The sequence below is a fragment of the Cupriavidus sp. OTU4054 genome (assembly GCF_038440175.1).
Lineage (GTDB): Bacteria > Pseudomonadota > Gammaproteobacteria > Burkholderiales > Burkholderiaceae > Cupriavidus > Cupriavidus pauculus_D.
The window spans coordinates 200,111-225,594 of sequence record NZ_JASATF010000003.1 but is presented as its reverse complement, the minus strand read 5'-3'; the positions used below and the strand labels follow the sequence as shown (position 1 = coordinate 225,594).

The following is a 25,484-nucleotide window of genomic DNA, read 5'->3' as shown; positions in this document are numbered from 1 at the left end:
GTCCGCACACACTGATATGACTCTTCCTATCGTCAAGGTCGCCGCCGCGCATGCCGCGCCGGTGTACATGAATGCGGCGGCCACCGCCGCCAAGGCTGTCTCGCTGATCGATGAAGCCGCGCGCAATGGCGCCGAGCTCGTGGTGTTTCCCGAATCGTTCATCCCGGGCTTTCCGGTCTGGGCCGCGCTGTGGGCGCCGATCTACAACCACGAATGGTTCCACCGCATGGTGAACAACAGCATCCGCATCGACGGGCCCGAGATGGCGCAAATCCGCGCCGCGGCCCGCCGCAACGGCGTGTTCGTGTCGATCGGCTTCAGCGAGAGCAGCGAGGTCAGCGTCGGCTGCATCTGGAACTCCAACGCGATGATCGGCGACGATGGCGCGTTGCTGAACCACCATCGCAAGCTCGTGCCGACGTTCTACGAGAAGATGGTGTGGGCGCCCGGCGATGGCCACGGCCTGCGCGTGAGCGACACCCGCATCGGCAAGATCGGCGCGCTGATCTGCGGCGAGAACACCAACCCGCTCGCGCGCTATGCGCTGGCCGCGCAGGGCGAGCAGATCCATATCTCGGCATGGCCCGCGATCTGGCCGACGCGCCTGCCGGGCTCCGGCCAGAACTTCGACAACCTCGCGGCCAATCGCATCCGCGCGGGCGGACATTCGTTCGAAGCCAAGGCATTCGGCATTCTCAATGCGGGCTTCATGGACAACGCGATGATCGAGGCCTTGTGCGAAGGTGGCGACCCGCAGGCGCGCGAGGTCATCGAGCGCACGCCGCGGGCCGCGACGCAGTTCCTCGACCCCACCGGGGCCGTGATCGGCGATACGCTCCAGCACGACGAGGGCCTGGCCTATGCGACGTTCGACCTCGATGCCTGCATCGAGCCGAAGCAGTTCCACGATATCGTGGGGTACTACAACCGCTTCGACGTGTTCGATGTGCGGATCGACCGGCGGCGACTGACGCCCGCCACGTTCACGTCCGACAACGTCGGGGCCACGCGGCCCGCCGCGCGCGAGGGCGCCGGAACGGTGGCCAGCGAGGGGGCCTTCGCGTTCGAGGATGCGGTGCGCTGACGCACCGCCATATGGTCCCTTGGTCCCTTGGTCCCTTGGTCCCTTGGTCCCATGGCGGGACGGGGCCAAGCACCGGCATAATCGCTGCAACGCCCCGCCCTGCCCGTGCCCGCCGCCATGCCATTACCGACCCGACTCAACTGGGATGACCTTCGCATTTTCCTCGAGGTCAATCGCAGCAAGACCCTGACTGCCGCGGCGCGGCAGCTTCGCATCGACGACTCCACCGTCAGCCGCCGGATTGCGGCGCTCGAGGCGTCGCTCAACGAGACGCTTTTCATTCGGGACAGTGCGGGGCTGCATCCCACGCCGCGGGGCCTGGAGCTGCTGACCTGCGTGCAGGACATGGAGCGCGGGGCGCTGGCCATTACCGAGCCAGCGATCGCCAGCGACCGGACGCCGTGCGGGCACGTGCGGGTGGCGACGATGGAGGGAATTGCCTCGCTCTACCTTGCCGCGGAGTTCGTGGCGCTACGCGAACGGTTTCCGTTGCTCGAGGTCGAGCTCGTGACCTCGTCCAACCAGGTGCAGGTGAACCGTCGCGAGGCCGATATCTTTATCAGCTTCTTTCCGTCGGCGGGGCGCGGGCTCGCGGTATCGGCGATCGGGGCGTTTCAGCTCCATCTCTACGCCGCGCCGGAATACCTCGAACGCGCGGGCACGCCGCGATCGGTCGATGACCTCGCCGGTCACGACTTCGTGTCCTATGTCGACGATCTGATTCAGCTCGATACGGTGCGATGGCTACGCGAAGGCGTACCGAATCCGCGCGTGGTCTTCCACTCGTCGAGCATGCTCGCGCAGATGTTCTCTGCGGCGGGCGGGGGCGGAATCGTGATGCTTCCGACGTTTGCCCGGGCCGAGCGATTCGGGCTCGTGCGGGTGCTGGGACGGCGGGTGGAGGTGGAGCGCATGCTGTACCTTGCCGTGCACAAGGAGTTGCAGCATACGCCCCGGGTGAAGGCGGTGTGTGGCTACCTGCAGGAGATCATTGCGCGGGATTATCCCGCGCGATAACCCTCAGAACCCGATACGTGCCTGCACGTACACCGTCCGCGGCGCACCGACGAGGCGGCCGGCGTTGCCGTCGGCGGTACGCGTGTAGTAGCGCTTGTCGAACAGGTTGTTGATACCGATCGCGATATCCGTACGCTTCATCCGCGGCACCTTGAACATGCCCTGGATGTTCCAGACACGGTAACCCGGGATCTTGCCGTTGCTGCCGTCCGCCGACTCCTGCACCGTATTCGCGAGATCCGAGAACTGCGAGCTCTGGTGCGTGGTCGCGATATTGAACGTCCACTCGCGCCAGTTGTAGCGCGCGCCCACCGTGTCCGTGTTCCGCGAATAGAACGGCACGTCGAGGCCCGCCGTCGTGCCGGACTTCTGGATCGCGCGCGTGTACGTGTAGTTGGCATACACGTTCAGGCCCGCCAGCAGGCTCTTCTGGTCGAACGAGTAGTCGATGGCCGCTTCCACGCCGTCGTGGTCCGTCGCGCCGATGTTCTGGAACGTGGCCGGCACCAGCCCCGGCACCTGCAGAATCTGGTTGTCGAACTTGATCTTGAACGCGCTCAGCTCGGCCTTGATCTGGTTGTCCGTCCAGCGCGTCCCCACTTCGAACGTGCGCGCCACTTCAGGCGACAGCGGATTGTTCGGCGTCTGCGAGTTCAGCTGGATGTTCTGCACCGGGCCGAACGACGTGCTGTAGTCCGCGAACACGGTCCATGCATTGTTGACCAGATACGAGACATTGATCGCCGGCAGCGGCTTGTTGTTCACGCTCTCGAATTGCGAGGCCGTGCCGCGCTGCTGGCGGCTCGTGTCGATATGCTCGAAGCGCAGGCCCGGCGTCACACGCCAGTTGCCGATCGCGATCCGGTCGTCGATATAGACCGCATGCGCGTCGGTCGCATTGTCGAACGTGGTGGTCGGCCCCGTGACGCCGGTCGTGGCGTTGACGTTGTACGAATTGTCGTCGCCACGCTCGCGCACGTAGCGATAGCCCACGGTAATGTCATGCAGGGTGGGCCCGAGCGCCAGGCGATGCGTATAGCGCGGCTCGATGCCGAACGTCGAGTAGTTGCGCGGCTGGTGCACGAGGTTCGCGCCGCTGGTCAGCGTGCTCTGGCGGTAGCTGTCGTTATAGAACGTGCGGATCTCGAACTCCTGGTTGTCGGAGATCGCGTTCACGTAGCCGAGATCGAAGCCGTAGCGATTGCCGCTCCAGTAGTCGTTCGGACGCGTGTTCTGGAACGGGTCGGCATTGAATTGCGCCACCGTGAGGCCACCGGGCGTGCGCGACTTCACGTCGTAGTACGAAACCTTGCCGTAGAACTGCTGCGAGGGCGTCAGGTCGTACGAAAACTTGACGGCCACGTCGTTCACGTCGTCGTCGCTGCCCTTGCGCCATTCGCGGCCCGTCTGGCCCGAATACAGGAACGCAAGGCCGAGGCCGCTGTCGAGCGTGGTGCCGACGAACGCGTTGTACTGCGTGTTGGAGCCACCCGTGGTGAAGATGTTCTCGCGAATCGCGGCGTCGCCCGTAATGCCGGGGCCCGCCGGAATCGGCTTGGTCGTGAAGTTGATGATGCCGCCGACGTTCTGCGGGCCGTAGCGCACCGAACCGCCGCTGCGCACGACGTCGATCGAATCGATATTGCCGAGGCTCACCGGCGCGAACGACAGCTGCGGCTGACCGTAAGGCGCCACCGCGAGCGGGATGCCGTCCAGCAGCACCGTGGAACGCGGCGTATAGCGGCCGGTCAGGCCGCGCACCCCGACGTTGAGCGAAATGGCGCTGCCCGCCGTACCGGAGTTGTCGCTCGACTGCACGCCAGGCACGCGGCGCAGCACGTCGCCGATATTGGACGCGCCGCTCTGGTCGATCTGGGTCTGGTTGACGACCGTGCGCGCGCCCGCGAAACCCTTGACGCTGTTCTGCAGGCCCGAGCCGAGCCAGTTGCCGGTCACCTGAATCGTGTCCAGCGTGACTTCTTTCTGTGCATCGGCGGGTGCCTGCTGGGCTGCGGCGGGACCGGACATCGAACACAGCAGCATGACGGCACCGGCTGTCGCGCAAAGCGCCAGGCGTTGACCGGCAAGGGGAGCGGCAGGCAGGCCGCGACGGCTCGAAACCATCTCTTTCTTCTCCAGCGTGTTTATTAAGATCACAAAATTCCGGCGATTGTAAATGATAATCGTTATCGGATTTTGTGCTGCCGTGAAAGAAAGACATACAGCCCGCAAGCCGTTGCAGCCGCGCGACACGGGTAACCGCGTGTCGCAATGGGAACGCCCAAAACATCGGGAAATGCCACATTGCAACACAAAAAACACTTTTACCAACCGGTTCCCGCCCTGGTGCCAGGCCTAGCTCATGATCCCGATATGCCAGGGCACGAACTCATGGTCGCCGAGCCCGAGCAGCTCGCTCTTGCTCGGCGCGCCCGAAGCGGTCCGCAGCATCAGCCGGAAAATCTCCTCGCCCACCTGCTCGATGGTCTTCTCGCCGTCGAGGATCGTGCCGCAATTGATGTCCATGTCCTCTTCGAGGCGCCGGTACATCGGCGAGTTGGTCGCGAGCTTCACGCTGGGCACGGGCTTGGCGCCGAACATCGAGCCGCGGCCCGTGGTGAACGCGATGAGATTCGCGCCGCCGGCGATCTGCCCCGTCGCGGAGACCGGATCGTACCCGGGCGTGTCCATAAACACCAGCCCGTGTTCGGTTACCGGCTCCGCGTAACGGTAGACGGCCATCAGCGGGCCCGTGCCACCCTTCATCGACGACCCCAGCGACTTTTCGAAGATGTTCGCGAGCCCGCCCATCTGATTGCCGGGGCTGACCGCGCCATTGATCTGCACGTCGCGCCCCACCGAGTACTCGTCCTTCCACCAGCGCACGCGTTCGATCAGCTTCTCGCCCACCGCGCGGCTGCGTGCGCGGCGCGTCAGCGTATGCTCGACGCCGTAGATCTCGGGCGTCTCGGACAGGATCGCCGTACCGCCGTGGCGCGCCAGCAGATCGACGGCCGCGCCGAGCGCCGGATTGGCCGTGATCGACGAGAAGCCGTCCGAGCCGCCGCATTGCAGGCCCACCGTCAGATGGCTCGCCGGCACCGTGGTGCGCGAGACGCGGTTGACCTCGGGCAGCATCTCGCGCACGGCGGCGATGCCCGCCTCAATGGTCTGACGCGTGCCGCCGGTTTCCTGCATCACGAACGTGCGCAGCAGCGGTCCCGCCGCGAGCGACTGCGTATCGAGCAGCCCTTTCAGCTGGTTGCGCTCGCAGCCCAGGCCCACGACGAGCGCGCCACCGACATTGGCATGCCGCGCGTAGCCGGCCATGGTCCGGCGCAGCAGGTCCATCGGCTCGCCGGTCATCTCCATGCCGCAGCCCAGCGAATGGCTGAACGCCACCACACCGTCGACGTTCGGATAGTCCGCAAGCCGCTCGGGCGTGAACCACTCGGCGATCTTTTTCACCACCGTGGCCGAGCAGTTGACCGTGGAGAGGATCGCCAGATAGTTGCGCGTGCCCACGCGGCCGTCGGCCCGGACGATGCCTTCGAACGTGGCCTGCTGCGCCTGCGGCACCGACACCACGGGCACGTAGTCGCGCGCATGCGCATAGTCGCGCTCGTACTCCTGAAAGCTGATGTTGTGCGAATGCACGTAGCTGCCCGGCGCGATATCGGTCGCGGCAAAGCCGATGCACGTGTTGTACTTCACGATCGGCTCGCCCGCGCGTATCGCGCGCGCGGCAATCTTGTGCCCGGCCGGCACCTGCCCGCGAATACTCCAGTCCTCGCCCGGCACGGTGTCGCCGATGGCGACGTTGATGCGCGCCACATAGACGTTGTCCGAGGGATGCAGGCGGATGCACGGGCCCGCCACCACCTTGCTGCCGATATGGCCAATCTCTGCGATGCTTTCCATACGCGTCCTTACTCCGGCTGAATATTGGCCGACTTCACGATCGCGGCCCACCTGGGCACCTCCGCGGTCATGAACTGGCCGAACTGATCGGGATTGGTGCCGACGATCGTGAGCCCCTGCTCCTGGAACTTGCCGCGCACGTCGGGCGTGTTGAGCGCGGCGCTCACTTCGTCGCTGATCCGGCGCGCGATCGGCTTCGGCGCGCTGGCGGGCAGGAACAGGCCGTACCACGTGAGCACCTCGAAGTCCCTGAGTCCGGATTCCGATACCGTCGGCACCTGCGGCAGCGTCTGCGCGCGCGCCAGGCTCGATACCGCGATCGCGCGCAGCTTGCCGGACCTGATGAACGGCGCGGCCACGGGCACGTTGGCGAACGCGACCTGCACGTTGCCGGCCATGACGTCGGTCAGCGCGGCGGACTCGCCCTTGTAGGGCACGTGCGTGAGCCTGATGCCGGCCATCTTGTTGAACAGCTCGCCCGCGATATGCTGGGGCCCGCCCGCGCCCGACGACGCGAAGTTGGCGAGCTTGCCCGCGCGCGCGAGGTCCATCACTTCCCTGAGCGTGGTGGCCGGCACCGATGGCGTGACCACCATCACGAGCGGCATCGAGACCAGCTGCGTCACGGGGAGGAAGTCGCGGATCGGGTCGTATTGCAGCTTGCCGTACATGCTCGGCGCGATGACCATCGTCGATTGCGACGCCAGCATCATCGAATAGCCGTCGCCCGCGGCCTGCGCGACATTGGTCGCCGCCAGCGTGCCCGTGGCGCCGGGCCGGTTCTCGACCACCACCGACTGGCCCATCTGCTTCGACAGCTGCGTGCCGATCTGGCGCGCGACGATATCGGCGCCGCCGCCGGGCGCGAAGCCGACCACGATGCGGATGGGCTTGCTGGGATAAGCGTCCGAGGCGTAGGCCGGCACGGCGAGGATGCCCGCCGCCAGCGCCATGCCCGTCAGCGCGCGATGCAGGCATCGCGAGATTGGATGATCCATGTTCCGTCTCCTGTGGTGATCGAATGTCCCGCAGCGGTGTCTCGCGACATCGAGGCCCGCTGTCTTGAGCCGGATGGTAGAAGAAGGCAGAATCTCAAAACAGTGTTGTCTGACGCATTCAAACCGCAAGGATTTTGCGTTTTATGGATATCCGTTTTCTGCAGAGCTTCGTCGCCGTCGTCGAGTACGGATCGTTTGCCGAGGCCGCGCGGCGGCTGGGGCTGACGCCCAACGCGATTGCCGCGCGCGTCAAGGCGCTCGAGGACGCGCTCGACATTCCGCTCGTGCAGCGCGCGGGCCGCACCGTCATGCCGACGCAGGGCGGGTTGCGCATTCTGGCGAGGTCCCGCGCGGTGGTACGCGACGTGCGCGACCTCGGCGCGATGGCCCATGACGATTCCATGGGCGGCGAGCTGCGGCTGGGCGTCTCCAGCTCGGCGCTCACGGGACTGTTGCCCCGCATTCTCAAGCGCCTCTACGCGCGGCATCCGCGGCTGAAGATCTTCGTCGAGCCCGGCACGTCGTCGCACCTGTATCGCTCGGTGGTCTCGGGCGACCTCGACGCCGGCCTCATCGTGATGCCGCAGTTCGCGATGCCCAAGGCCTTCGCGTGGAAGGTGCTCGTGGAGGAGCCGTTCATCGTGCTCGCGCCCGGCGCACTCGCGCATCGCGAGCCGCACGACCTGCTGCGCAGCGAGCCGTTTATCCGCTACGACCGCGCGATGTGGGGCGGCATGGTCGCGGACCGGTACCTGCAGTCGCACAATATCGCCCCGCACGAACGGCTCGAGATCGATGCGCTTAATGCCATCGCGTCGATGGTGGACGCGGGGCTCGGCGTGTCGCTGGTCCCGGACTGGGCACGGCCGTGGCCCGAGGGGCTCGACGTGGCGCGCATCGCGCTGCCGAAGCCCGCGCCCGTGCGCCGCATCGGATTGCTATGGTCGCCGAAAGGACCGCACGCCGCGATTGCGGAAGCCTTTCTGGCGTCAGTGGGCTGAAGCGGCCGCACCCCGGTGCCCGACCATCGAGAAGTCCTCGAAGGTACGCGTCGATGATTACTCCGCCTTCGCGCCGGATTCCTTCACCACCTTTGCCCACTTGGCAATCTCGCTCTTCTGATAGGCGGCAAGCTTGTCCGGCGTGCCGAGGACCGGATCGAGTCCCAGCGTCGCCAGCTTCTGCTTGACGTCCGGCAATTCGAAGATGCGGTTCAATTCCGCGTTGAGCTTGTCGACGATCTCCTTCGGCGTGCCCGCCGGCGCGAACACCGCGAACCACGATTCCGCTTCATACCCTGGCAGTCCCTGCTCCGCGATGGTCGGAATATCCGGCGCCGAAGGCGAACGCTTCGCGCTCGTCACGCCCAGTGCGCGCAGCTTGCCCTCCTTGACCACCGGCAGCGCCGACGGCAGGTTGTCGAACATCATCGTGATATGGCCGCCGAGCAGATCGGGAATCGCCATCGCGCGGCCCTTGTAAGGCACGTGCGTGATCCGGGTTCCGGCCATCGTATTGAACAGCTCGCCCGAAACATGCAGCGACGTGCCGACGCCCGGCGTGCCGAAGGTCAGTTGCCCCGGCTTGCTCTTGGCCAGCGCGATGAGTTCCTGCACATTCTTCGCCGGCACGGACGGATGCACGACGAGCACGTTCGGCGTGGAGGCGAGCAGGATCACCGGCACGAAGTCCTTGACCATGTCGTACGGCATCTTCGTGTACAGCGCGCCGTTGATCGAGTGCGTGCCAACCGTGCCGAGCGCGAGCGTATAGCCGTCGGGGGGCGCGTGCGCGACGGCCTCCGCGCCGATATTGCCGCCCGCGCCGGGCTTGTTGTCCACCACGACCGACTGGCCCCACGACGGCGAGATCTTCTCCGAGAACGTGCGCGCGAGGATATCGGGCGCGCCGCCACTGGGGAACCCGACGACCACGCGGATCGGCTTGCTGGGATAGGCCTGGGCGCGCGCGGCGGGCGTGCCCAGGGTGGCAACGGCGGTGACACCCGCGAGCACGGCGAGCGCGAACGCGCGCCGGGCGGGGAGCGATGCAATACCAATACGCATGGGGGCTGTCTCCAATCTTGTTATGGATATCGTTGATGCGGTACTGCGGTGATGCCTCGATACGGTGACACGAAACCTCAGATGCCGTGGCCGAACTCCTCTTCCACCCTGTCCTTCAGCCGGCGCATGCCGCTCAGCCAGCGATCGTAGTCCTGTCCCTTGCGGCGGTAGTATTCGAGGACTTCCTCGTGCGGCAGGATCAGAAAGCGTTCGGCGCGAATGCCGTCGATCGTCAGCTCCGCCACCCTCTCCGGATCGAGCGCGCCCGCCTGCAGGAAGCCCTTGCGCGTGCCGTCCTTGCCGAGCAGCATGGGCGTGCGCACGCCTTGCGGACAAAGACAGCTGACGCGGATACCGCGATCATGGTATGCGATCGACAGCCACTCGGCAAAGCCGATCGCCGCATGCTTGGTCATCGAGTACGACGCGGAACCGATCTGCGACAGCAGTCCCGCCGCCGACACCGTGTTGACGAAATAACCGCTGCCGCGCTCGAGCATCTGCGGCATGACCGAATTCGCCGCATGCACGTGCCCCATCACGTTGACGCCCCAGGTCTGCCGCCACTCGACGTCGGTGGTTTCCAGCCCCTTTCGCACCATGACGCCGGCATTCGAGCAGAATATGTCGATGCCGCCAAAGCGCTTCGTCACCGCATCGACCATCGACTGCACGGCCTCCTGACTGCCGACGTCGACGCGATGGGCGCTCACGTCGCAATGCGGATACTTGGTCCTCAGGACACCGGCGACCGCCGCCGCGCGGGACAGGTCGATATCGGCCACCGCGACGGCGCACGCGCCCTTGGCCACGAACTGCGCGGCCAGCGCCTCGCCAATCCCGGAGCCACCCCCGGTCACGACCACGCGTTTGCGACGAATCTCCATGGAACTGCCCCCTGTCGAGTTGAACGAATGTTTGCAGGCGCGGCCGTCAGGCCGCGTGGTGCCAGAGCCGTTGCTCCAGCGTATGCGCGAGCTCGCGGATGCGCGGGCCGAGATTGGTCTCGAGAATCTCGGGCGATAGCCGCGTCGATGCGCCGCCGATATTGATGGACAGCACCTCGGTGCCATCTTCCAGCCGCACGGGCGCCGCCACACCGCTGACCGAACGGTCCCACTCCGCATGCGCCACGCAGAACCCGCGCCGCGCGTACTCGCGCAGCGTGCGGTCGAGTTTCGTACGCAGCGCGGGCCAGCGCGCGCCGTAGAACCGTTCCAGTTCGGCGAGTACCGCCGCGCGCCGCGCGGGGTCGAGTCCGGCAAGCCAGGCGCGGCCGATGGCCGAGCTCGCCATCGGCAGCCGCGAGCCCGGCGTGAGTCGCATGACGAGGCCGCCGCGCGGCTGGCAGGCCTCGAGGTAGAGCATGTCGTGGCGGTCGGGCGCGGCCAGCGCGACCGTGCATCCCGTGGCGAATGCGAGCGACTGCATCAGCGGCTGCGCGACATCGCGAATGCCCGCGCCCGACAGATAGCGATGCGCGGGCAGCAGCGCGCCCTGCCCCACGCGGTATTTCTCGTGGCTCTCCACGTAGACGAGGTAGCCGAGGCTCGCGAGCGTATAGGTCAGGCGCGAGACAGTGGGCCGCGGAATGCCCGTGCGGCGCGACAGCTCGGCATTGCCGAGGTAGTCGTCGCCGGGCCCGAAGGCGCGCAGCAGTTCGAGCCCGCGCGCGAGCGCGCCGACGAAATTGCGGTCGCCATCGTCGATGGGACATACGGTCTCGCCGGACACGAGGGCCGCGTCTACAGGCTGCGGAATCGAAGTGGATCGCTTCATGCAAGGCTGGCGTCGAGGAGGATGGACCAGAAGATGCGCACGGATGATATGTGGCACATCGATGGACGATATTGACCTCGTACATATCCCGTGCACATCGGGCGCACGGCGTCACGCGAAGCACTGTCCGCCACCCGGACCGCGCCGCAAATCAGGGATTCCACTGAGGAAAATTCCTACAAAAGTCCGCGTATTCAGGCCGCTATTTCGATCTGCGGAATACGCGGCCATATCGCTTGACGGTGGGCAAACGGCCATGCAAAAGTCCGCTGAACAAAAAACGAACGACCGTGCACAACACGGCGGCACGGGGACCTACCCAAGGAGACGACCGTGGCTTTGTTCTTTCAGCAGTTCCTCAACGGGCTCACACTCGGCGGCGTGTATAGCCTGGTGGCACTGGGCCTCACGCTGGTCTACGGCATCCTGCACGTGCCGAACTTCGCGCATGGTGCGTTCTACATGGCCGGCGCGTATGTGTCCTACTTCCTGATGACGTCGTATGGCGTCAACTACTGGCTGGCGATGCTCGCGGCAGCCGGCGCCGTGGCATGCCTCTCGATGCTGGCGGACCGGCTCGTGTTCCATCCGCTGCGCAACGCGCCGGAAGTGCACGACATGATCGCGGCCATCGGCATCCTGCTCTTTCTCGAAGCCGGCGCGCAGGCGCTATGGGGCGCGGAGTTCCATCGCATGCCGACGCCCTACGGGCAAATGGTGGAACTATTCGGCTTGACCGCGCCGATGCAGCGGCTGCTGATCATCGCCGCGGCGTTCGGGCTCATGGTGCTGCTGCATCTGTTCCTGACGCGCACGGTCACCGGGTCCACCATCGTGGCGATGGCGCAGAACCGCGAAGGCGCCGCACTGGTCGGCATCGACGCGACGCGCGTCACGCTGCTGGTGTTCGCGATCTCGGGCGCGCTGGCCGCGGTGGCCGCCACGCTCTATGCGCCGATCAACCTCGTTTATCCGAGCATGGGCAACCTAGTGATCACCAAGGCGTTCGTGATCATCATCCTCGGCGGCATGGGCAGCATTCCCGGCGCCATCGTCGGCGGCCTGATCATCGGCATGGCCGAAAGCTTCGGTGGCTTCTACGTGTCCACCGACTACAAGGACATCATCGCCTTCCTGCTGCTCGTGCTGATTCTCTCGGTACGCCCGCAGGGATTGTTTGCCGGCCGCATGGCCTGAGGAGTCCTCCATGACATCACTGCAAGGCAAGGCCGGCTGGGCCCTGCTGCTGGCCATCGCCATCGCGTTTCCGCTGTGCGTGCCCAACAGCTACTTCATCACCGTGACGACGCTCGCGTTCATCTATGCCATCGCCACGCTGGGCCTGAACCTGCTGACCGGCTATACCGGCCAGCTCAACCTCGCGCACGGCGGCTTCATGGCCATCGGCGCGTACACGCTCGGCATCCTCACCGTCGATCACGGCGTGCCGTTCTGGGCCGCGTTCGCGCTCTCGGGCTGCGTCTGCATGGCGGCGGGATGCGTGATCGGCGCGGTATCGCTGCGGCTCAAGGGCCATTACTTCGCGATCTTCACGATGTGCATCGGCTACATCATCTACCTGCTGATCGAGAAATGGGAGTCGCTCACGCACGGCACGGTCGGCCTGATCGGCATTCCGGTGCCCGCGTCCATCGGACCGGTCGCTTTCGACAGCGTCACCGCGCAGTACTACCTCGTGCTGGCCTTCCTCGTCGTGGGCACCTTCCTCATGCATCGCATCGTCACGTCGCTGCTCGGCCGCAGCCTGATGGCCGTACGCAACAGCGACGTGCTTGCCGAAGCGCTGGGCATCGACCTGATGCGCACCAAGATGCTGTCGTTCGTGCTGTCGGTGGGCTACGCGGGATTCGCGGGCGCGCTCTATGCGGGACAGGTGCGTTTTCTCGGCCCCGATATCGCGCGCACCGACCTTACGTTCGACATGGTCATGGCGATGCTCGTCGGCGGCACCGGCACGCTGCTCGGGCCGCTGCTCGGCTCCGTGCTCGTGCCGTGGGTCACGCAAACGCTGCAGTTCCTGCAGGACTACCGCATGCTGGTGTTCGGGCCGGTGCTGGTGCTGCTGATCATCTTCTTCCCCGAAGGCATCGTGGGTGCGTATCTGGCCCGCCGCGCCAGGCGCGCGGCCGCGTTGCGGCGCGCATCGGCACGCGACGCCCGCGATGGGGGAGACCGGCACACAGCCGCCGCGCGCCGCCCCATGACGACCCGCCCGGGAGCCGACCATGCTTGAAATCCGCAACCTGACGAAAACGTTCGGCGGGCTGACCGCGGTCAGCGATGTCTCGGTGACGTTCGAAGCCGGGCAGATCAACGCGATCATCGGCCCGAACGGCGCCGGCAAGACGACGTTCTTCAACCTGATCGCGGGCACGCATGCGCCGACGTCGGGCCAGATCGCGTTCAAGGGCACCGACATCGCCGGGCAGCGCGCGGACCGGATCGCCCGCCTGGGCCTGGCGCGTACGTTTCAGGCCACCGCGCTGTTCGATCGCGCCACCGTGCTGGACAACCTGATCGTCGGCCACCGGCTGCGCACGCAGTCGGGACTGGCCGACGTGCTGCTGCACACGCGGCGCTGGCGCGAGGAGGAAGCGCGCTGCCGCGACAAGGCCGAGTCCGCGCTCGACTTCGTCGGCCTCTCGCACCTCGCGCACGAACTGGCTGGCGACATCACGCAGGAAGCGCGCAAGCGCGTGGCGTTCGCGCTCGCGTGGACCACCGATCCGGAACTGCTGCTGCTCGACGAGCCGGCCGGCGGCGTCAACCCCGAGGAGACCGTCGGCCTGTCCGAGCTTATCCGCAAGATGGTGCGCCATGGCAAGACGGTCTGCCTAATCGAACACAAGATGGACATGATCATGCGCATTGCCGACAAGATCATGGTGCTCAACTACGGCCAGAAGATCGCCGAGGGCACGCCCGCGCAGATCCAGCGCGACCCCGTCGTCATCGAAGCCTACCTCGGAGCCGACCATGCTGCAGCTTGAACGCGTATCGCTGTCTTACGGCAGCTTCCGCGCGCTGGAGGACGTCTCGCTCCACGCGGGCGCGGGCGAGCTCGTGGTGCTGCTCGGTGCCAACGGCGCGGGCAAGAGCTCCATCTTCCTCGCGATGAGCGGCATTCACCGCCCCAGCGGCGGCAGCATGCGCTTCGACGGCCGCGAGCTGTCCGGCATGAAGCCCTCGCGGATCGTGCAGGCGGGCCTCGTGCATTGCCCAGAGGGACGCAAGCTGTTTCCGGCGATGACCGTCGAGAAGAACCTGACGCTCGGCGCTTATGTGCACCGGCGCGATCGGGCCGGCATCCGCCGGTCGCTCGAAGAGGTCTACGCGCTGTTCCCGATCCTGCATCAGAAACGCGACGATGCGGCGGGCTCGCTTTCGGGCGGCCAGCAGCAGATGGTCGCGCTGGGCCGCGCCTTGATGAGCCGGCCGCGCGCACTGCTGCTCGACGAACCGTCGCTCGGCCTCGCGCCGCTGGTCGTCAGGCAGATGTTCGAGGTCATCCAGCGCATCAACCGCGCGGGCACGACGGTACTGCTCGCGGAACAGAACGCGTACGCGGCGCTCGGTATCGCGCACCGCGCCTACGTCATCGAGAGCGGCCGCATCGTGATGGAGGGCGACCGGGACACGCTGCTGAAGGACGAGGGGATTCGCAAGGCGTACATCGGCGGTTAGCAAGCACCACGGCATACACAAGACAAGGAGAGAGACATGAAGGTCAAGACCGTTGCCGCCGCGCTGGCGGCCCTGCTGGCGACCGTGCCGGCATTCGCGCAGGAAGTCGTCAAGCTCGGCTATACGGGCCCGCTCTCCGGCGGCGCCGCGCTGTATGGCAAGAACGTGCTCTCCGGCGTGCAGATGGCCGTGGACGAGATCAATGCCACGAACCCCGAGATCGGCGGGAAGAAAGTGAAGTTCGAAGTCGTCGCGCTCGACGACAAGTACGCGCCGGCCGAGGCCGCGATCAATGCGCGTCGCCTGGTCCAGCAGCACAAGGTGCCGGCCGTGTTCGTGCCGCACTCGGGCGGCATCTTCGCGCTGCAGGCATTCAACGAACAGGAGAAGTTCCTGGTCATGGCGTACTCGAGCGTGCCGCGCATTACCGATGCCGGCAACAAGCTGACCATCCGCATCCCGCCCGCGTACACGGGCTATATCGATCCGTTCGTCAAGGCGCAGATGAAGCGATACGGGAAGAACGTCGCGCTGGTGCCGGCCGATCACGACTACGCCAAGGCGTGGGTGCAGGCCTTCGTGCCCGCATGGGAAGGTGCGGGCGGGAAGGTCGTCGGCAACAACCCGATGTCGTACACCAAGGCCACGGATTTCTACACGGGCGTCTCGCGCGCCATCGCGGACAAGCCCGACGTGATGTTTATCGGCGGCCCGTCGGAGCCGACCGCGCTGGTGGTCAAGCAGGCGCGCGAGCTCGGCTTCAAGGGTGGCTTCATCATCATGGATCAGGCCAAGATGGACGAGATGGCCAAGGTCACCAACGGCCTGGCGATGCTCGAAGGCTCGATCGGCGTCATGCCGCTCGTCAGCGACGCGCGTCCCGTCACGCAGGCGTACAACACGCGCTATCGCAAATCGCACGACAACAAGGACGCCACCACCGAGATGTCGCTGAATTACACCGCGGTGTATGCGCTGGTCGGCGCCATGAAGCTCGCCAACAGCATCAGCGACGCCACGGCAATCCGCGCGAAGATGGCCGACGCGTTCAAGGCGCTGCCGAAGGACGCGAACCCGAACGAGGTGGAAGGCCTCGACGCCAGGGGCGGCACCGTCGCCGATACCGTGGTGGGCTGGGTGCAGAACGGCAAGATCCAGCCCGTGCGGCTGTCGGAGCTCGCAAAGTAATACATGGAGGGAAAGACCGGCATCAGCCGGCTGGCGGTAGCAGCAGAGAAAGAGAGAGAGAGAGAGAGAGAGAGAGAGAAGAACCGGGCGCCACGCGAGTGGCGTCCTTTTTTTTTTCGTACCCGGGTAAATATTACTAAGGGTTTTCCACTAGCTGCCGTAAACATCCCCATGTCTATGACCAGCGGGAAACCGTCATGCTGAAGAACCTTTCGATCCGCACCGGACTGTCGATGGTGACAGCCCTCTTCCTCGCGCTCGTGCTCATCGTGGGCGCCTGCGCATTCGTGGCGTTGCAACGCTCGGGCAACGCGCTCAACGCGATGTACAAGCAGGACATGGTCGCCATGACCGCGCTGGGCCGCAGCTCCGAGATGCTGCTGCGCTGCCGCTCCGCCAAGAACCGCTACCAGACGCTGACCGGCGACGGTCAGGATGCCGCCGCGGCCAAGCAGCTGGCCGCCGCGCGCGAGTACTGCGCCGAATCGCAGAAGGAATGGGACGCCTTTGCGGCCGTGCCGGCCACCGGCGAAGGCAAGACGCTGCTCGACGACGCCAACGCCAAGCACAAGGCGATGATGGAGAAGGGCATCATGCCCGAGTTCGGTGCACTGGAGGCCAAGGACTTCGATGGGTACACGCGTATCCAGCTCGAGTTCAGCAGCCCGCTCTACAAGCAGGTGGACGAGCTGTCGAAGCCGCTGCAGCGCTATACGGCCTTGCGCGCGCAGGAGCGCCACGCGGCAGCCGAGCATGACACGCGCATCGTCAATATCGTGCTGGGCCTCTGCGCGCTGGCCGCGCTGGTCATCAGCCTGGCGCTGCGCGCGGCGATGACGCGCCTGGTCGTCAAGCCCATCGCCTCGATGGCGGAGGACATGGCCCGCATCGCCGGTGGCGACCTGCGTGCCTCGACGCACTCCACGCACGGCCAGGACGCCTACGGCGACAACGAGATCGGGACGCTGCAGCGCGCGCTGGCCAGCATGCAGCACGAGCTGTCCGATACCGTGCGCCATATCCGCCAATCCGCCGACACGATCACGGGCGCCGCCGCGGAGATCGCCAGCGGCAATATGGACCTGTCCGCGCGCACCGAGCAGCAGGCGGCCTCGCTCGAGGAAACCGCCGCGAGCATGGAGCAGATCAGCGGTACCGTGAAGCTCAACGCCGACAACGCCTTGCACGCGGCCACGCTGGCGAACGACGCATCGGACAAGGCCACGCAGGGCAGCGAGGTCGTGAGCCGCGTCATCTCGACCATGGACGAGATCTCGCAGAGTTCGGCCAAGATCGCGGACATCATCGCGATCATCGAGGGCATTGCCTTCCAGACCAACATCCTCGCGCTCAACGCCGCCGTGGAAGCCGCGCGTGCCGGCGAACAGGGCCGCGGTTTCGCGGTCGTGGCCGGCGAGGTGCGCAGCCTCGCGCAGCGCTCGTCCACGGCGGCCAAGGAAATCAAGGAGCTGATCGACCGCTCGGTGGATCGCGTGCACGCCGGCTCCGGCTACGTGCAGCAGGCTGGCGTGGCAATGAACGACGTCACGCAGGCCGTGCATAACGTCACGCAGATCATGCGCGAGATCTCCACCGCGTCCGCGGAGCAAAGCCGTGGCATCGGCCAGGTTGCCACGGCCGTCACGCAGATGGATGGCGTGACGCAGCAGAACGCCGCGCTGGTCGAGGAAGCCGCCGCCGCCGCGCGCTCGCTCGACGAACAGGCGCGCATGCTCAAGGACGTGCTTTCCACCTTCGTCGTCGACGAGGCCAGCCGCGCGAAGACGTCGCGCGCGCATCCGCAACTGGCCGCGCCGCGGCTGCACGCGCTCGCTCACTGAAGTTGCACTGATCGACGCCGACACAATCGGCGCCGTCAGAAGCGACCGCGTTTTCGTCTTCCGCGCCATATCATGGGTGCATTGCCCATGGCATCGCGGGAGACGGCATGGCATCGACAAGAAAAGAAACCACGCTCTCCGCGCTGTGCCGCGGCATCTTGCTGGCACCTTCGCTGGCACTGTCACTGCCATCGTCGATCGCCGAGGCCGCCGCGATTGCCGTCACCGACGGATCGACGCAGACCGTCGATGGCGGGACCTACGACGGCACGCTGAGAGACCCCGCCCTGCTTGCCGCGAACCGGGGCAGCACGCTCGTTGCCAATGGCGTCAGCGCCAGCAGTACCAACACGAGCGCCGTCATCGCCAACAACAGCGGCGTGATCCGACTGACCACTTCCGCCGTGCAGGCCGCCACCGCCAATGCGTTGCAGGCCACGCATCAGGGCCGCATCGAGGCCACCGACGTCAACGTGCAGGCCCTGGCGGCGAATGGCAGTGGCGCCGATGCCGAGCGAGGCGGCCATATCTCCGTCACGGGCACCATCGTATCGGGCGGCACGGGCCTGCTTGCCGCCGATCTCGGCTCCATCCGCAGCGGCGCCGATATCACCACCAGCGGCGAGAGCGCGTTCGGCGCCTACACGGCAGGCAACGGTGCGCGCATCACGCTGATTGGCGGCACGATCACGACGTCCGGCGCACGCGCCCACGGGGTCTTCGCCACGGGCGTGGACACCCGCATCGAGGGCACCGCGAATATCGTCACGAGCGGGATCGGCGCGGTGGGAGCGGTCGCGGAGTACGGCGGCACTATCGACCTGAGCGGCGCCAGCATCCGGACCACCGGCACGCAAGCCAACGGCGTCACCGCCACAGGGACCACCGGCCGGCTGTCGCTCGCCGACTCGACGGTCGTCACCTCGGGCATCGGCGCCGATGCCGCCGCGACGCTGGGCAACGGCACCCTGTCGATCGTCCGCAGCACGCTGCGCGCCACCGGCATCGATGCCGCCGCGCTGCGCCTGCGCGGCGGCGGTACGGTCGAGCTGCACGACACGACGCTCGTCAGCACACAGGCCAGCACGATCATGGCGGGCAGCGGCACCACCAACGTTTCGCTGTACAACAGCGTGGCCACGACGAACAACGGCACGTGGCTCGACGTTCGCGCGCTGGACCCGACGATGCCGGCGGTGGCGAATATCCTTGTGGACGGCTCGACGATCCGCGGCGCGGCGGTCACCGACGCGGCCAACGTGCCCGCCACGTCCAATGTCACGCTGCGCAATGCCCAGTGGACCTTGACCGGCGACTCGGCCGTGACCACCCTGACCAACGCGGGCAGCACCATCCAGTTCGCGCCGGCAGCCGGCGGCTTTCGGACGCTGCAGGTCGCGAACTATGCCGGCAGCCATGGCACGCTGGCGCTCAACACCTATCTGGGCGCGGACGGATCGCCGTCGGACCGGTTGCTCGTCAATGGCGGTACGGCATCCGGCAATTCGCTGCTGCGCATCGCCAATGCAGGCGGCCCGGGCAGCGTCACCACGGGCGACGGCATTCTGGTCGTCGGCACGGCCAACGGCGGCACCACCGCGCCCGGCGCGTTCGCGCTCGGCGCGCCCGCGGTCGGCGGTCCGTACGAATACACGCTCTACCGCGGCAGCCTCGATGGCACCCAGCCCGACAACTGGTACCTGCGCTCGTTCCTGTCCTGCACCGACCCCAACGTACCCGCCCCGCCCTGCCCGGCGCCCCCCACGCCCCCGCAGCCGCGCTATCGGCCCGAGGTCTCGCTCTACGCCGCCATCCCGTCCGCCGCGCTGCAGTTCGGCCGCACGCTCATCGACTCGTTCCACGAACGTGCCGGCGACCAGGCAATGCTGCGCGGACGCACGGACCTCGCATCGCGCGCGGGACCGGGCGGCGCGTGGGGCCGGCTCATCGGCATGCGCGGCTCGCGCGATGGCGCCGCCAATGGCATCTACGGCAGCGGCCCCAGCTACGACTACAGCTTCACGGGCGCGCAGATCGGCATGGACCTGTGGCGCCGCGCGGGCGAGACCGGTCATCGCGATACGGCCGGTGCATATGCGGCCATCGGCCGCGCGAGCGTCGATGTGACCAACTTCGATGGCCAGGGCGCCGGCAAGGATACGCTCGACGGCTACACGTTCGGGGGGTACTGGACCCACTATGGCCCCGGCGACTGGTATGTGGATGGCGTGCTGCAGTACACGTGGTACGACGTGCAGGCCAACGGCAATCGCGGCCTGCCCGAGCTCTCGACCAACGGCTTTGCCATCGCCACGGCCGCCGAGGGGGGCTTGCCCGTGCGGATCGGCACGGACTGGGTGGTCGAACCGCAGGCGCAGATGGTGTACCAGTGGGTCAACCTGCACGATGCGACCGATGCCGGGGCTCGCATCGCGTTCAGCGACGCGCAGTCGCTGGCCGGCCGCCTCGGCGTGCGCCTCGCGCGCACGTGGACGCGCGGGAGCGCGGCCGCGCCGCGCGAAGTCACCGCATGGGCGCGCGTGAGTGCATGGCACGAGTTTCTCGGCGATCCGAAGACGCGGTTCTCGTCCTCGCTCGGCAGCATTCCGTTCCGCGCCGACACCGCGGGCTCGTGGGGCGAGATCAAGCTGGGCGTGACCGGCGAGGTCGCGCGCAATGCGTTCGTGTTCGTGAGCGTGGGATACCAGCGCGGCTTCGACGGTTCGCGCGAGGCCTGGGACGGCAAGATCGGTGTCCGTGTGAACTGGTAAATCGGGGTTCGTACCAAGGCGGACGAGACGGGGGGACCCATCAGAATACCCATCGTTTCGTGCTATAAATTGCGGCGCGTACCCCGCCGTTCCCTCCCTCTCATGCCATGAGCCAAGATCCGTCCACGAGCGCACCCCAGAGCCCACTTCAGGCCGCCTTTCTGAAGCACCCTTCCACGCTGGCACCTGCCGAGCGCGCGCCCGGCGAGGACGACGGCACGGTCTATCGCGCGCTGCTCGAGTCCACCAAGGCCATTCCGTGGCGCATCGACTGGGCAACGATGACGTTCTCGTATATCGGTCCGCAGATCGGGCAATTGCTAGGCTGGGCGGCCGACAGCTGGCAGACCGTCAACGACTGGGCCGAGCGCATCCATCCGGACGACCGCGCGGCGGTAGTGGAGTTCTGCGTGGCGCAGTCGCAGGCCGGCGCCGACCACGAGGCCGACTATCGCGCGCTGAAAAGCGATGGCAGCTATCTGTGGATGCGCGACGTCGTGCACGTGGTACGCAACGCGCAAGGCGTGGAAGCGCTGGTCGGCTTCATGTTCGACATCAGCGCACGCAAGCGCATGGAAGAGCAGCTGGCGCAGGCGCAGCGCGAACTGGAGCGGTTGTCCTTTACCGATGGCCTGACCGGCATCGGCAACCGCCGCATGTTCGACAGCGCGATGTCCCGCGCCTGGAATGCGGCGCGCGAAGCCAGCGGCCCGATGTCGGTGATCCTCGTCGATATCGACTTCTTCAAGTCCTATAACGACTACTACGGCCACCTGCAGGGCGACGAATGCCTGAAGCAGGTTGCCGCGGTACTCGCCAGCGCGGCGGGCCCCGACCACTTCCTCGGCCGCTTCGGCGGCGAGGAGTTCGTCCTGGTACTCGGCAACACCGATGCCGACGCCGCGGTGCGCGTGGCCGAACGCTGCCGCGATCTGCTCGCGGAAGCAGGCATCCCGCACGTGCGCTCGCCGTACAACCAGTGCGTGACGGCAAGCTTCGGCGTGGGCACGATCCAGCCGACCGAACGCCACGACATGCCCGCGTTCATCAACCTCGTCGATGCCCAGCTGTACCACGCGAAGGACAATGGCCGAAACCGCATCGCCATCATCGATCGCGCCGGCATGCAGGGCGAGGCGTTCAAGTCGTACTCGCGCTGATCCCTCGCCGATCTACTTCTCGTTCACCGCCAGCTCCGGCGTCGCCACGTCCATCGCGGACTTGCGGCCGGAGTGGGCGCGCCAGGCGGACCACGTCACGCCGATCAGCAGCAACGCCGATGCCACGACGAACGTGCAGCTGATGGGGCGCTGCAGGAACACCATCATGTCGCCACGCGACAGCAGCAGCGACCGGCGGAAGTTTTCCTCGACCATCGGACCTAGCACGAAGCCCAGCAGGATCGGCGCGACCGAGAACTCCAGGTAGATCAGCAGCGCGCCGATCAGGCCGAACGCGAGCACCTCCCAGATCTGGAACAGGCTGCTCTGCGTGCTGAACACGCCCACCGCGATAAAGAACATCGCCGACGGGAACAGGTAGCGATATGGCACCTGCAGCAGCTTCACCCACACGCCGATCATCGGCACGTTGAGGATCATCAGCAGCACGTTGCCGATCCAGAAGCTCGCGATCAGGCCCCAGAAGATATCGGGGTGGTCGCTGATGAGCTGCGGTCCCGGCGTGATGCCCTGGATCATCAGCGCGCCGAGAATCAGCGCCATCACCGCGTCGCCCGGAATGCCGAGGCTCATCGTCGGGATAAAGTCCACCTGCGTCTTCGAGTGCGACGACGCCTCCGGCGACGCCACGCCCGCGATCATGCCCGTGCCGAACTTCTCCGGCGTCTTGGAGATCTTGCGCTCCAGCGCGTAGGCCACGAACGTCGTGATGGTCGGTCCCGTGCCCGGCATCGCGCCGAACAGTGTGCCGATGCCGGTGCCGCGCACCATCGGCCAGAACGCCTGCTTCAGCTCGGCCAGCGACGGACGCATGTCGCGAATGCGCAGCTTGGTCTTCGTCGTGACCGCGCTCATGCGATTGACGTTGAGGATGAAGTCCGCCACACCGAACAGGCCCATCGCGATGGCGACAAGCTCGAGGCCATCGCTGAGCTCGGGAATATCGAGCGCGAAGCGGAACGTGCCCGTGTTCACGTCGGTACCGACCACCCCGCACAGCAGGCCGAACAGCGTCATCGCCACGCCCTTGAGCGGGGAACCGCGCGACATCGTCGAACCCGCGAGCAGGCCCAGCAGCATGATCGAGAAGATCTCGGCCGGACCGAACTTGAACGCGATGGTCGTCAGCAGCGGCGATGCGAAGATCATCACGAGAATGCCGACCGATGCGGCAAAGAACGAGCAGATCATCGTGATGCCGAGCGCCGTGCCGCCCTTGCCCGCGCGCGTCATCGGATACCCGTCGAGACAGGTCACCGCGTGCGGCGGATGCGAAGGCAGGTTCAGCAGGATGGCGCCGATCGCGCCGCCGTACTGCGAGCCGTAGAAAATGCCGGCAAGCATCAGGATGGCGGGCACCGGATGCATGACATACGTCAGCGGCAACAGGATGGAGATTGCCGATAGCGCGCCCATGCCGGGCAGCACGCCGATCAGGTTGCCGACGAGCACGCCGAAGAACGACCACATCAGGTTCGTGCCCTGGAAGGCGACACCGAACCCGAACCACAAATCATGCAATGCACTGGAAACCATGACGGTCAGCCTCCCCAGGTGAACAACGGCAGCTGCAGTTGCAGTGCCCACCAGAACACCACCGCGGCCACCACGCACATCGCTGCCGCGAGAACGAAGGCCTGCTTGATGGAGTTGCTGCGGTCACCGAGCGCCGAGATAAAGACGATCGCGAACGTCGCGGGAATCATGCCGCCGTACTTGCCGAGCAGCAGGAACGCGAGCGTGCCGAGCACGATGCAGACCGTGCCGCGCAGATCGGGGGCGCCATGCGCGTGGCCGTGGCCGCCGGACTGCGGCGCATCGGCCGGCGTCTTGTCGTTGCGCGCGGACATCGCGATGAGCACGCCGACGAATGCCAGCAGCGCACCCACGGAGACCGGGAAGAATCCGGGCCCCATCTGGCGCAGCGAGCCGGTGTGGTACTGCAGGCCGGCGTAGACCGCGGCGAGGCCGACGAGCACCATCAGGGCGCCGCCGTAGTAGTCCTTTTTGAAACGGGGGGAAGTTGTATGGGGGGACGAAGCGGAAGTGTGGGGACTGCTCATCGGGTCTCCTGCGTATCAAAACCCCGGCACCTTGCAATGGCGTTATGCGGGGGTCACAGGAATCTACAAGTCCGTTCTTCCAATCGCCTTTCTGGCAACTTGCGGCCAGCTTTCAACGTGTATCACGTTGTGATCTATTCGATTCAGGGGAGGGGGTGCTAGGTGAAATCCCTAGGCTCACCCCCTGCCCCGATTCATATCGACAGCTTCGGATAGTCCTTCGCGGCGATCTGCTTGCCGATGCTCTCGAGGTCGAGACCTTCGGTATTGCCTAGTAACACGTAGCCGAGCTTTGCTTGTCTCCATGTCACGACATGCATTGCATCGACACGGTTCGCGGTGACGGCCTGATCGTCCTTCGGCTCGGCCAGCACGCACAGCGAAATCGGCGGACCGTCCTTCGGCAGATAGACCAGCTGCACGAGCGCCTTGCCGCGGAACCGCAGCCGCGCCACGGACTTGAGCTCGAGCCCGGCCTTGCTGAGATCCGGCACGTCGATATCGAGCTTGTCCTTCTCGCGCGCGTCATCGACGAACTGCGTCAGGTGCCGCGCATCGACGTCGGGCATATAGGCCACGCTGTCGCGCGTGTAAAGCTGCTGGTAGTCCATCGCCGCCTTGACCCACGGGGCGAACGTGTTGCTCGCCACCGTGATCGGCGCGGTCGGCGTGCTGGCGCCACCGGCCACGGTCGTTGGGGCGGGGCCCACGGCGCTGCCGGGCAGTCCGCCGCGAATGACGAGACCCGCGCCGAAGGCGCCGGCCATGCAGGCGGCCGCAAGCCATACCGGCATGCCGCGTCGCCTCTGGCGTTCGGCGTCGAGGCTGCGGACGTTGGTCTCTTCGATGGCCTGGGCGGCGGGGGCGCCCTGCTCCCGGTGCGCGGCGACGAGCGCCTCGATATTGCGCGTCAGCGACTCGGGAACCGGCGGGACCGCCTGCGCGGCAAACGCGCCGGCATAGTCGAGCTTCGATGCCTCGAACAGCGCCAGCATCGCGGCCGCTTCCGGGTCGCGGGCCACGAGCGCCTCCACCTCGGCGCGCTGCGCGGGGGGCAGCTCGCCATCGGCATAGGCCATCAGCAACGTTTCGTCGATAGTCATGCGATCGACCCCCTGCCGTTGTCCGCGCCGCTCGTGGCGCGGGCCGAAGCCTTGCCGCCGAAATGCGCGCCAATCGCCTGCCGCGCGCGCGACAGGCGGCTCATGACCGTGCCGATGGGCACACCGATGGCTTCCGCCGTCTCCTGATAGCTGAGTCCTTCCACCGCGACGAGCAGCATCACTGCACGCTGGGCTTCGGGCAGGCGCTTGAACGCGTCGATGATCTGCCCGTGCATCACCTGTTCCTCCGGGGTCTGGCCGGCCGGGTCGGCCACGTTCTCGACGAACTGGTCATCCCATTCCATGCTCGCGCGGCTCCGTACCGTGCGCGCGCGCAACTCGTTGATCCATACGCTATGGACGATCGAAAACATCCAGCTCAGCGCCGCCGTTCCCGGCTGCAGCTGGTCCGCGCGTTCCAGCGCGCGGACGCAGGCACGCTGCACCAGGTCTTCCGCGTCATGCTTGTCCCCGGTCAGCCGCAGTGCGAAGGCCCATAGCCTCGGCAGCATCCCTGGCAGCATGTCCGGTAATTGTGCACCGGTCATCGACGTCGTTCCCCCCGCTTGTATCGCGCGCAGCATAGCACGACGCCGCGCGGTGAAAGCACCGCGCGCCGCGGGTGACCGGGGCGCGCTGGGTGCGCTACGGCCATATCCAAAACAGCCGTCGAGCGCGAATTATTCCATCGCCGTGCAAGAAAAATGGCGACGTTCTTTCACGTTCGCACGGCGCGCACCCGAACCGGAAATTCATGAACCGTCATT

At 66.4% G+C, this 25,484-nt stretch carries 21 protein-coding genes; 11 read left to right on the top strand and 10 right to left on the bottom strand.

Annotated elements, in window-relative coordinates; all coding sequences use genetic code 11:
- Window positions 1-16 precede the first annotated feature (16 nt).
- Together AAHB16_RS05845 and AAHB16_RS05840 are read left to right on the top strand one after the other, a co-directional pair.
- Window positions 17-1,084 (top strand): carbon-nitrogen hydrolase family protein, encoded by a 1,068-nt coding sequence (locus tag AAHB16_RS05845; protein WP_342050335.1) that lies wholly within the window; start codon window positions 17-19, stop codon window positions 1,082-1,084.
- Between the two features lie 117 nt (window positions 1,085-1,201).
- Window positions 1,202-2,101, top strand: coding sequence for a LysR family transcriptional regulator (locus AAHB16_RS05840; protein ID WP_150376840.1), 900 nt, complete (start codon window positions 1,202-1,204; stop codon window positions 2,099-2,101).
- A 3-nt stretch (window positions 2,102-2,104) separates the two neighbouring features.
- Here AAHB16_RS05840 and AAHB16_RS05835 read toward each other — a convergent pair whose 3' ends face one another.
- The 3 genes from AAHB16_RS05835 to AAHB16_RS05825 form a co-directional block, all read right to left on the bottom strand.
- Window positions 2,105-4,225, bottom strand: a complete 2,121-nt coding sequence (locus AAHB16_RS05835) for a TonB-dependent receptor family protein (protein ID WP_342050334.1) — start codon at window positions 4,223-4,225, stop codon at window positions 2,105-2,107.
- A gap of 231 nt (window positions 4,226-4,456) precedes the next feature.
- Complete coding sequence (locus AAHB16_RS05830; RefSeq protein ID WP_342050333.1) at window positions 4,457-6,022, bottom strand: UxaA family hydrolase; 1,566 nt, start codon at window positions 6,020-6,022, stop codon at window positions 4,457-4,459.
- An 8-nt stretch (window positions 6,023-6,030) separates the two neighbouring features.
- Entirely contained in the window at window positions 6,031-7,020 is a 990-nt protein-coding gene (locus AAHB16_RS05825; protein ID WP_150376837.1) for a Bug family tripartite tricarboxylate transporter substrate binding protein, read from the bottom strand.
- A 143-nt stretch (window positions 7,021-7,163) separates the two neighbouring features.
- On the opposite strand from AAHB16_RS05825, the gene AAHB16_RS05820 reads away from it, so the two are divergent.
- Window positions 7,164-8,021, top strand: a complete 858-nt coding sequence (locus AAHB16_RS05820; RefSeq protein WP_150376836.1) for a LysR family transcriptional regulator — start codon at window positions 7,164-7,166, stop codon at window positions 8,019-8,021.
- Between the two features lie 57 nt (window positions 8,022-8,078).
- On the opposite strand, the gene AAHB16_RS05815 is transcribed toward AAHB16_RS05820, so the two are convergent.
- From AAHB16_RS05815 to AAHB16_RS05805, 3 genes are all read right to left on the bottom strand, one after another.
- The gene (locus tag AAHB16_RS05815; RefSeq protein WP_150376835.1) at window positions 8,079-9,086 is read right to left on the bottom strand and encodes a Bug family tripartite tricarboxylate transporter substrate binding protein; all 1,008 of its coding nucleotides are present in this window, start codon (window positions 9,084-9,086) and stop codon (window positions 8,079-8,081) included.
- A 77-nt stretch (window positions 9,087-9,163) separates the two neighbouring features.
- Complete coding sequence (locus AAHB16_RS05810) at window positions 9,164-9,973, bottom strand: SDR family oxidoreductase (protein WP_342050332.1); 810 nt, start codon at window positions 9,971-9,973, stop codon at window positions 9,164-9,166.
- Window positions 9,974-10,019: 46 nt separating this feature from the next.
- Entirely contained in the window at window positions 10,020-10,865 is an 846-nt protein-coding gene (locus tag AAHB16_RS05805; protein WP_150376833.1) for an IclR family transcriptional regulator, read from the bottom strand.
- 333 nt (window positions 10,866-11,198) lie between these two features.
- On the opposite strand from AAHB16_RS05805, the gene AAHB16_RS05800 reads away from it, so the two are divergent.
- The 8 genes from AAHB16_RS05800 (at window position 11,199) to AAHB16_RS05765 (ending at window position 21,530) form a co-directional block, all read left to right on the top strand.
- Entirely contained in the window at window positions 11,199-12,062 is an 864-nt protein-coding gene (locus tag AAHB16_RS05800) for a branched-chain amino acid ABC transporter permease (RefSeq protein WP_150376832.1), read from the top strand.
- 10 nt (window positions 12,063-12,072) lie between these two features.
- Window positions 12,073-13,119, top strand: a complete 1,047-nt coding sequence (locus AAHB16_RS05795) for a branched-chain amino acid ABC transporter permease (RefSeq protein WP_342050331.1) — start codon at window positions 12,073-12,075, stop codon at window positions 13,117-13,119.
- On the top strand, window positions 13,112-13,876 hold the full coding sequence (locus tag AAHB16_RS05790; RefSeq protein WP_342050330.1) for an ABC transporter ATP-binding protein: 765 nt from the start codon (window positions 13,112-13,114) through the stop codon (window positions 13,874-13,876). Before AAHB16_RS05795 ends, AAHB16_RS05790 begins: the two co-directional genes overlap by 8 nt.
- A complete protein-coding gene (locus AAHB16_RS05785; RefSeq protein ID WP_150376829.1) occupies window positions 13,863-14,570 on the top strand; it encodes an ABC transporter ATP-binding protein in 708 nt (235 codons plus the stop codon). Before AAHB16_RS05790 ends, AAHB16_RS05785 begins: the two co-directional genes overlap by 14 nt.
- Before the next feature lie 36 nt (window positions 14,571-14,606).
- Window positions 14,607-15,758 carry an ABC transporter substrate-binding protein gene (locus tag AAHB16_RS05780; RefSeq protein WP_342050329.1) on the top strand — a complete coding sequence of 384 codons (1,152 nt, stop codon included), beginning with the start codon at window positions 14,607-14,609 and terminating at the stop codon, window positions 15,756-15,758.
- Between the two features lie 197 nt (window positions 15,759-15,955).
- The gene (locus AAHB16_RS05775) at window positions 15,956-17,599 is read left to right on the top strand and encodes a methyl-accepting chemotaxis protein (protein ID WP_150376827.1); all 1,644 of its coding nucleotides are present in this window, start codon (window positions 15,956-15,958) and stop codon (window positions 17,597-17,599) included.
- A 107-nt stretch (window positions 17,600-17,706) separates the two neighbouring features.
- Window positions 17,707-20,370, top strand: a complete 2,664-nt coding sequence (locus AAHB16_RS05770) for an autotransporter family protein (protein WP_150376826.1) — start codon at window positions 17,707-17,709, stop codon at window positions 20,368-20,370.
- 107 nt (window positions 20,371-20,477) lie between these two features.
- A complete protein-coding gene (locus AAHB16_RS05765) occupies window positions 20,478-21,530 on the top strand; it encodes a sensor domain-containing diguanylate cyclase (protein WP_342050328.1) in 1,053 nt (350 codons plus the stop codon).
- 12 nt (window positions 21,531-21,542) lie between these two features.
- On the opposite strand, the gene AAHB16_RS05760 is transcribed toward AAHB16_RS05765, so the two are convergent.
- The 4 genes from AAHB16_RS05760 to AAHB16_RS05745 form a co-directional block, all read right to left on the bottom strand.
- Complete coding sequence (locus AAHB16_RS05760; protein WP_150376824.1) at window positions 21,543-23,087, bottom strand: tripartite tricarboxylate transporter permease; 1,545 nt, start codon at window positions 23,085-23,087, stop codon at window positions 21,543-21,545.
- Window positions 23,088-23,092: 5 nt separating this feature from the next.
- Window positions 23,093-23,614, bottom strand: coding sequence for a tripartite tricarboxylate transporter TctB family protein (locus AAHB16_RS05755; RefSeq protein WP_342050327.1), 522 nt, complete (start codon window positions 23,612-23,614; stop codon window positions 23,093-23,095).
- A gap of 194 nt (window positions 23,615-23,808) precedes the next feature.
- Window positions 23,809-24,717 carry a zf-HC2 domain-containing protein gene (locus AAHB16_RS05750; protein ID WP_150376823.1) on the bottom strand — a complete coding sequence of 303 codons (909 nt, stop codon included), beginning with the start codon at window positions 24,715-24,717 and terminating at the stop codon, window positions 23,809-23,811.
- Window positions 24,714-25,265, bottom strand: a complete 552-nt coding sequence (locus AAHB16_RS05745; protein ID WP_150376822.1) for an RNA polymerase sigma factor — start codon at window positions 25,263-25,265, stop codon at window positions 24,714-24,716. The genes AAHB16_RS05750 and AAHB16_RS05745 overlap by 4 nt, the downstream gene beginning before the upstream one ends.
- Between the last annotated feature and the right edge of the window lie 219 nt (window positions 25,266-25,484).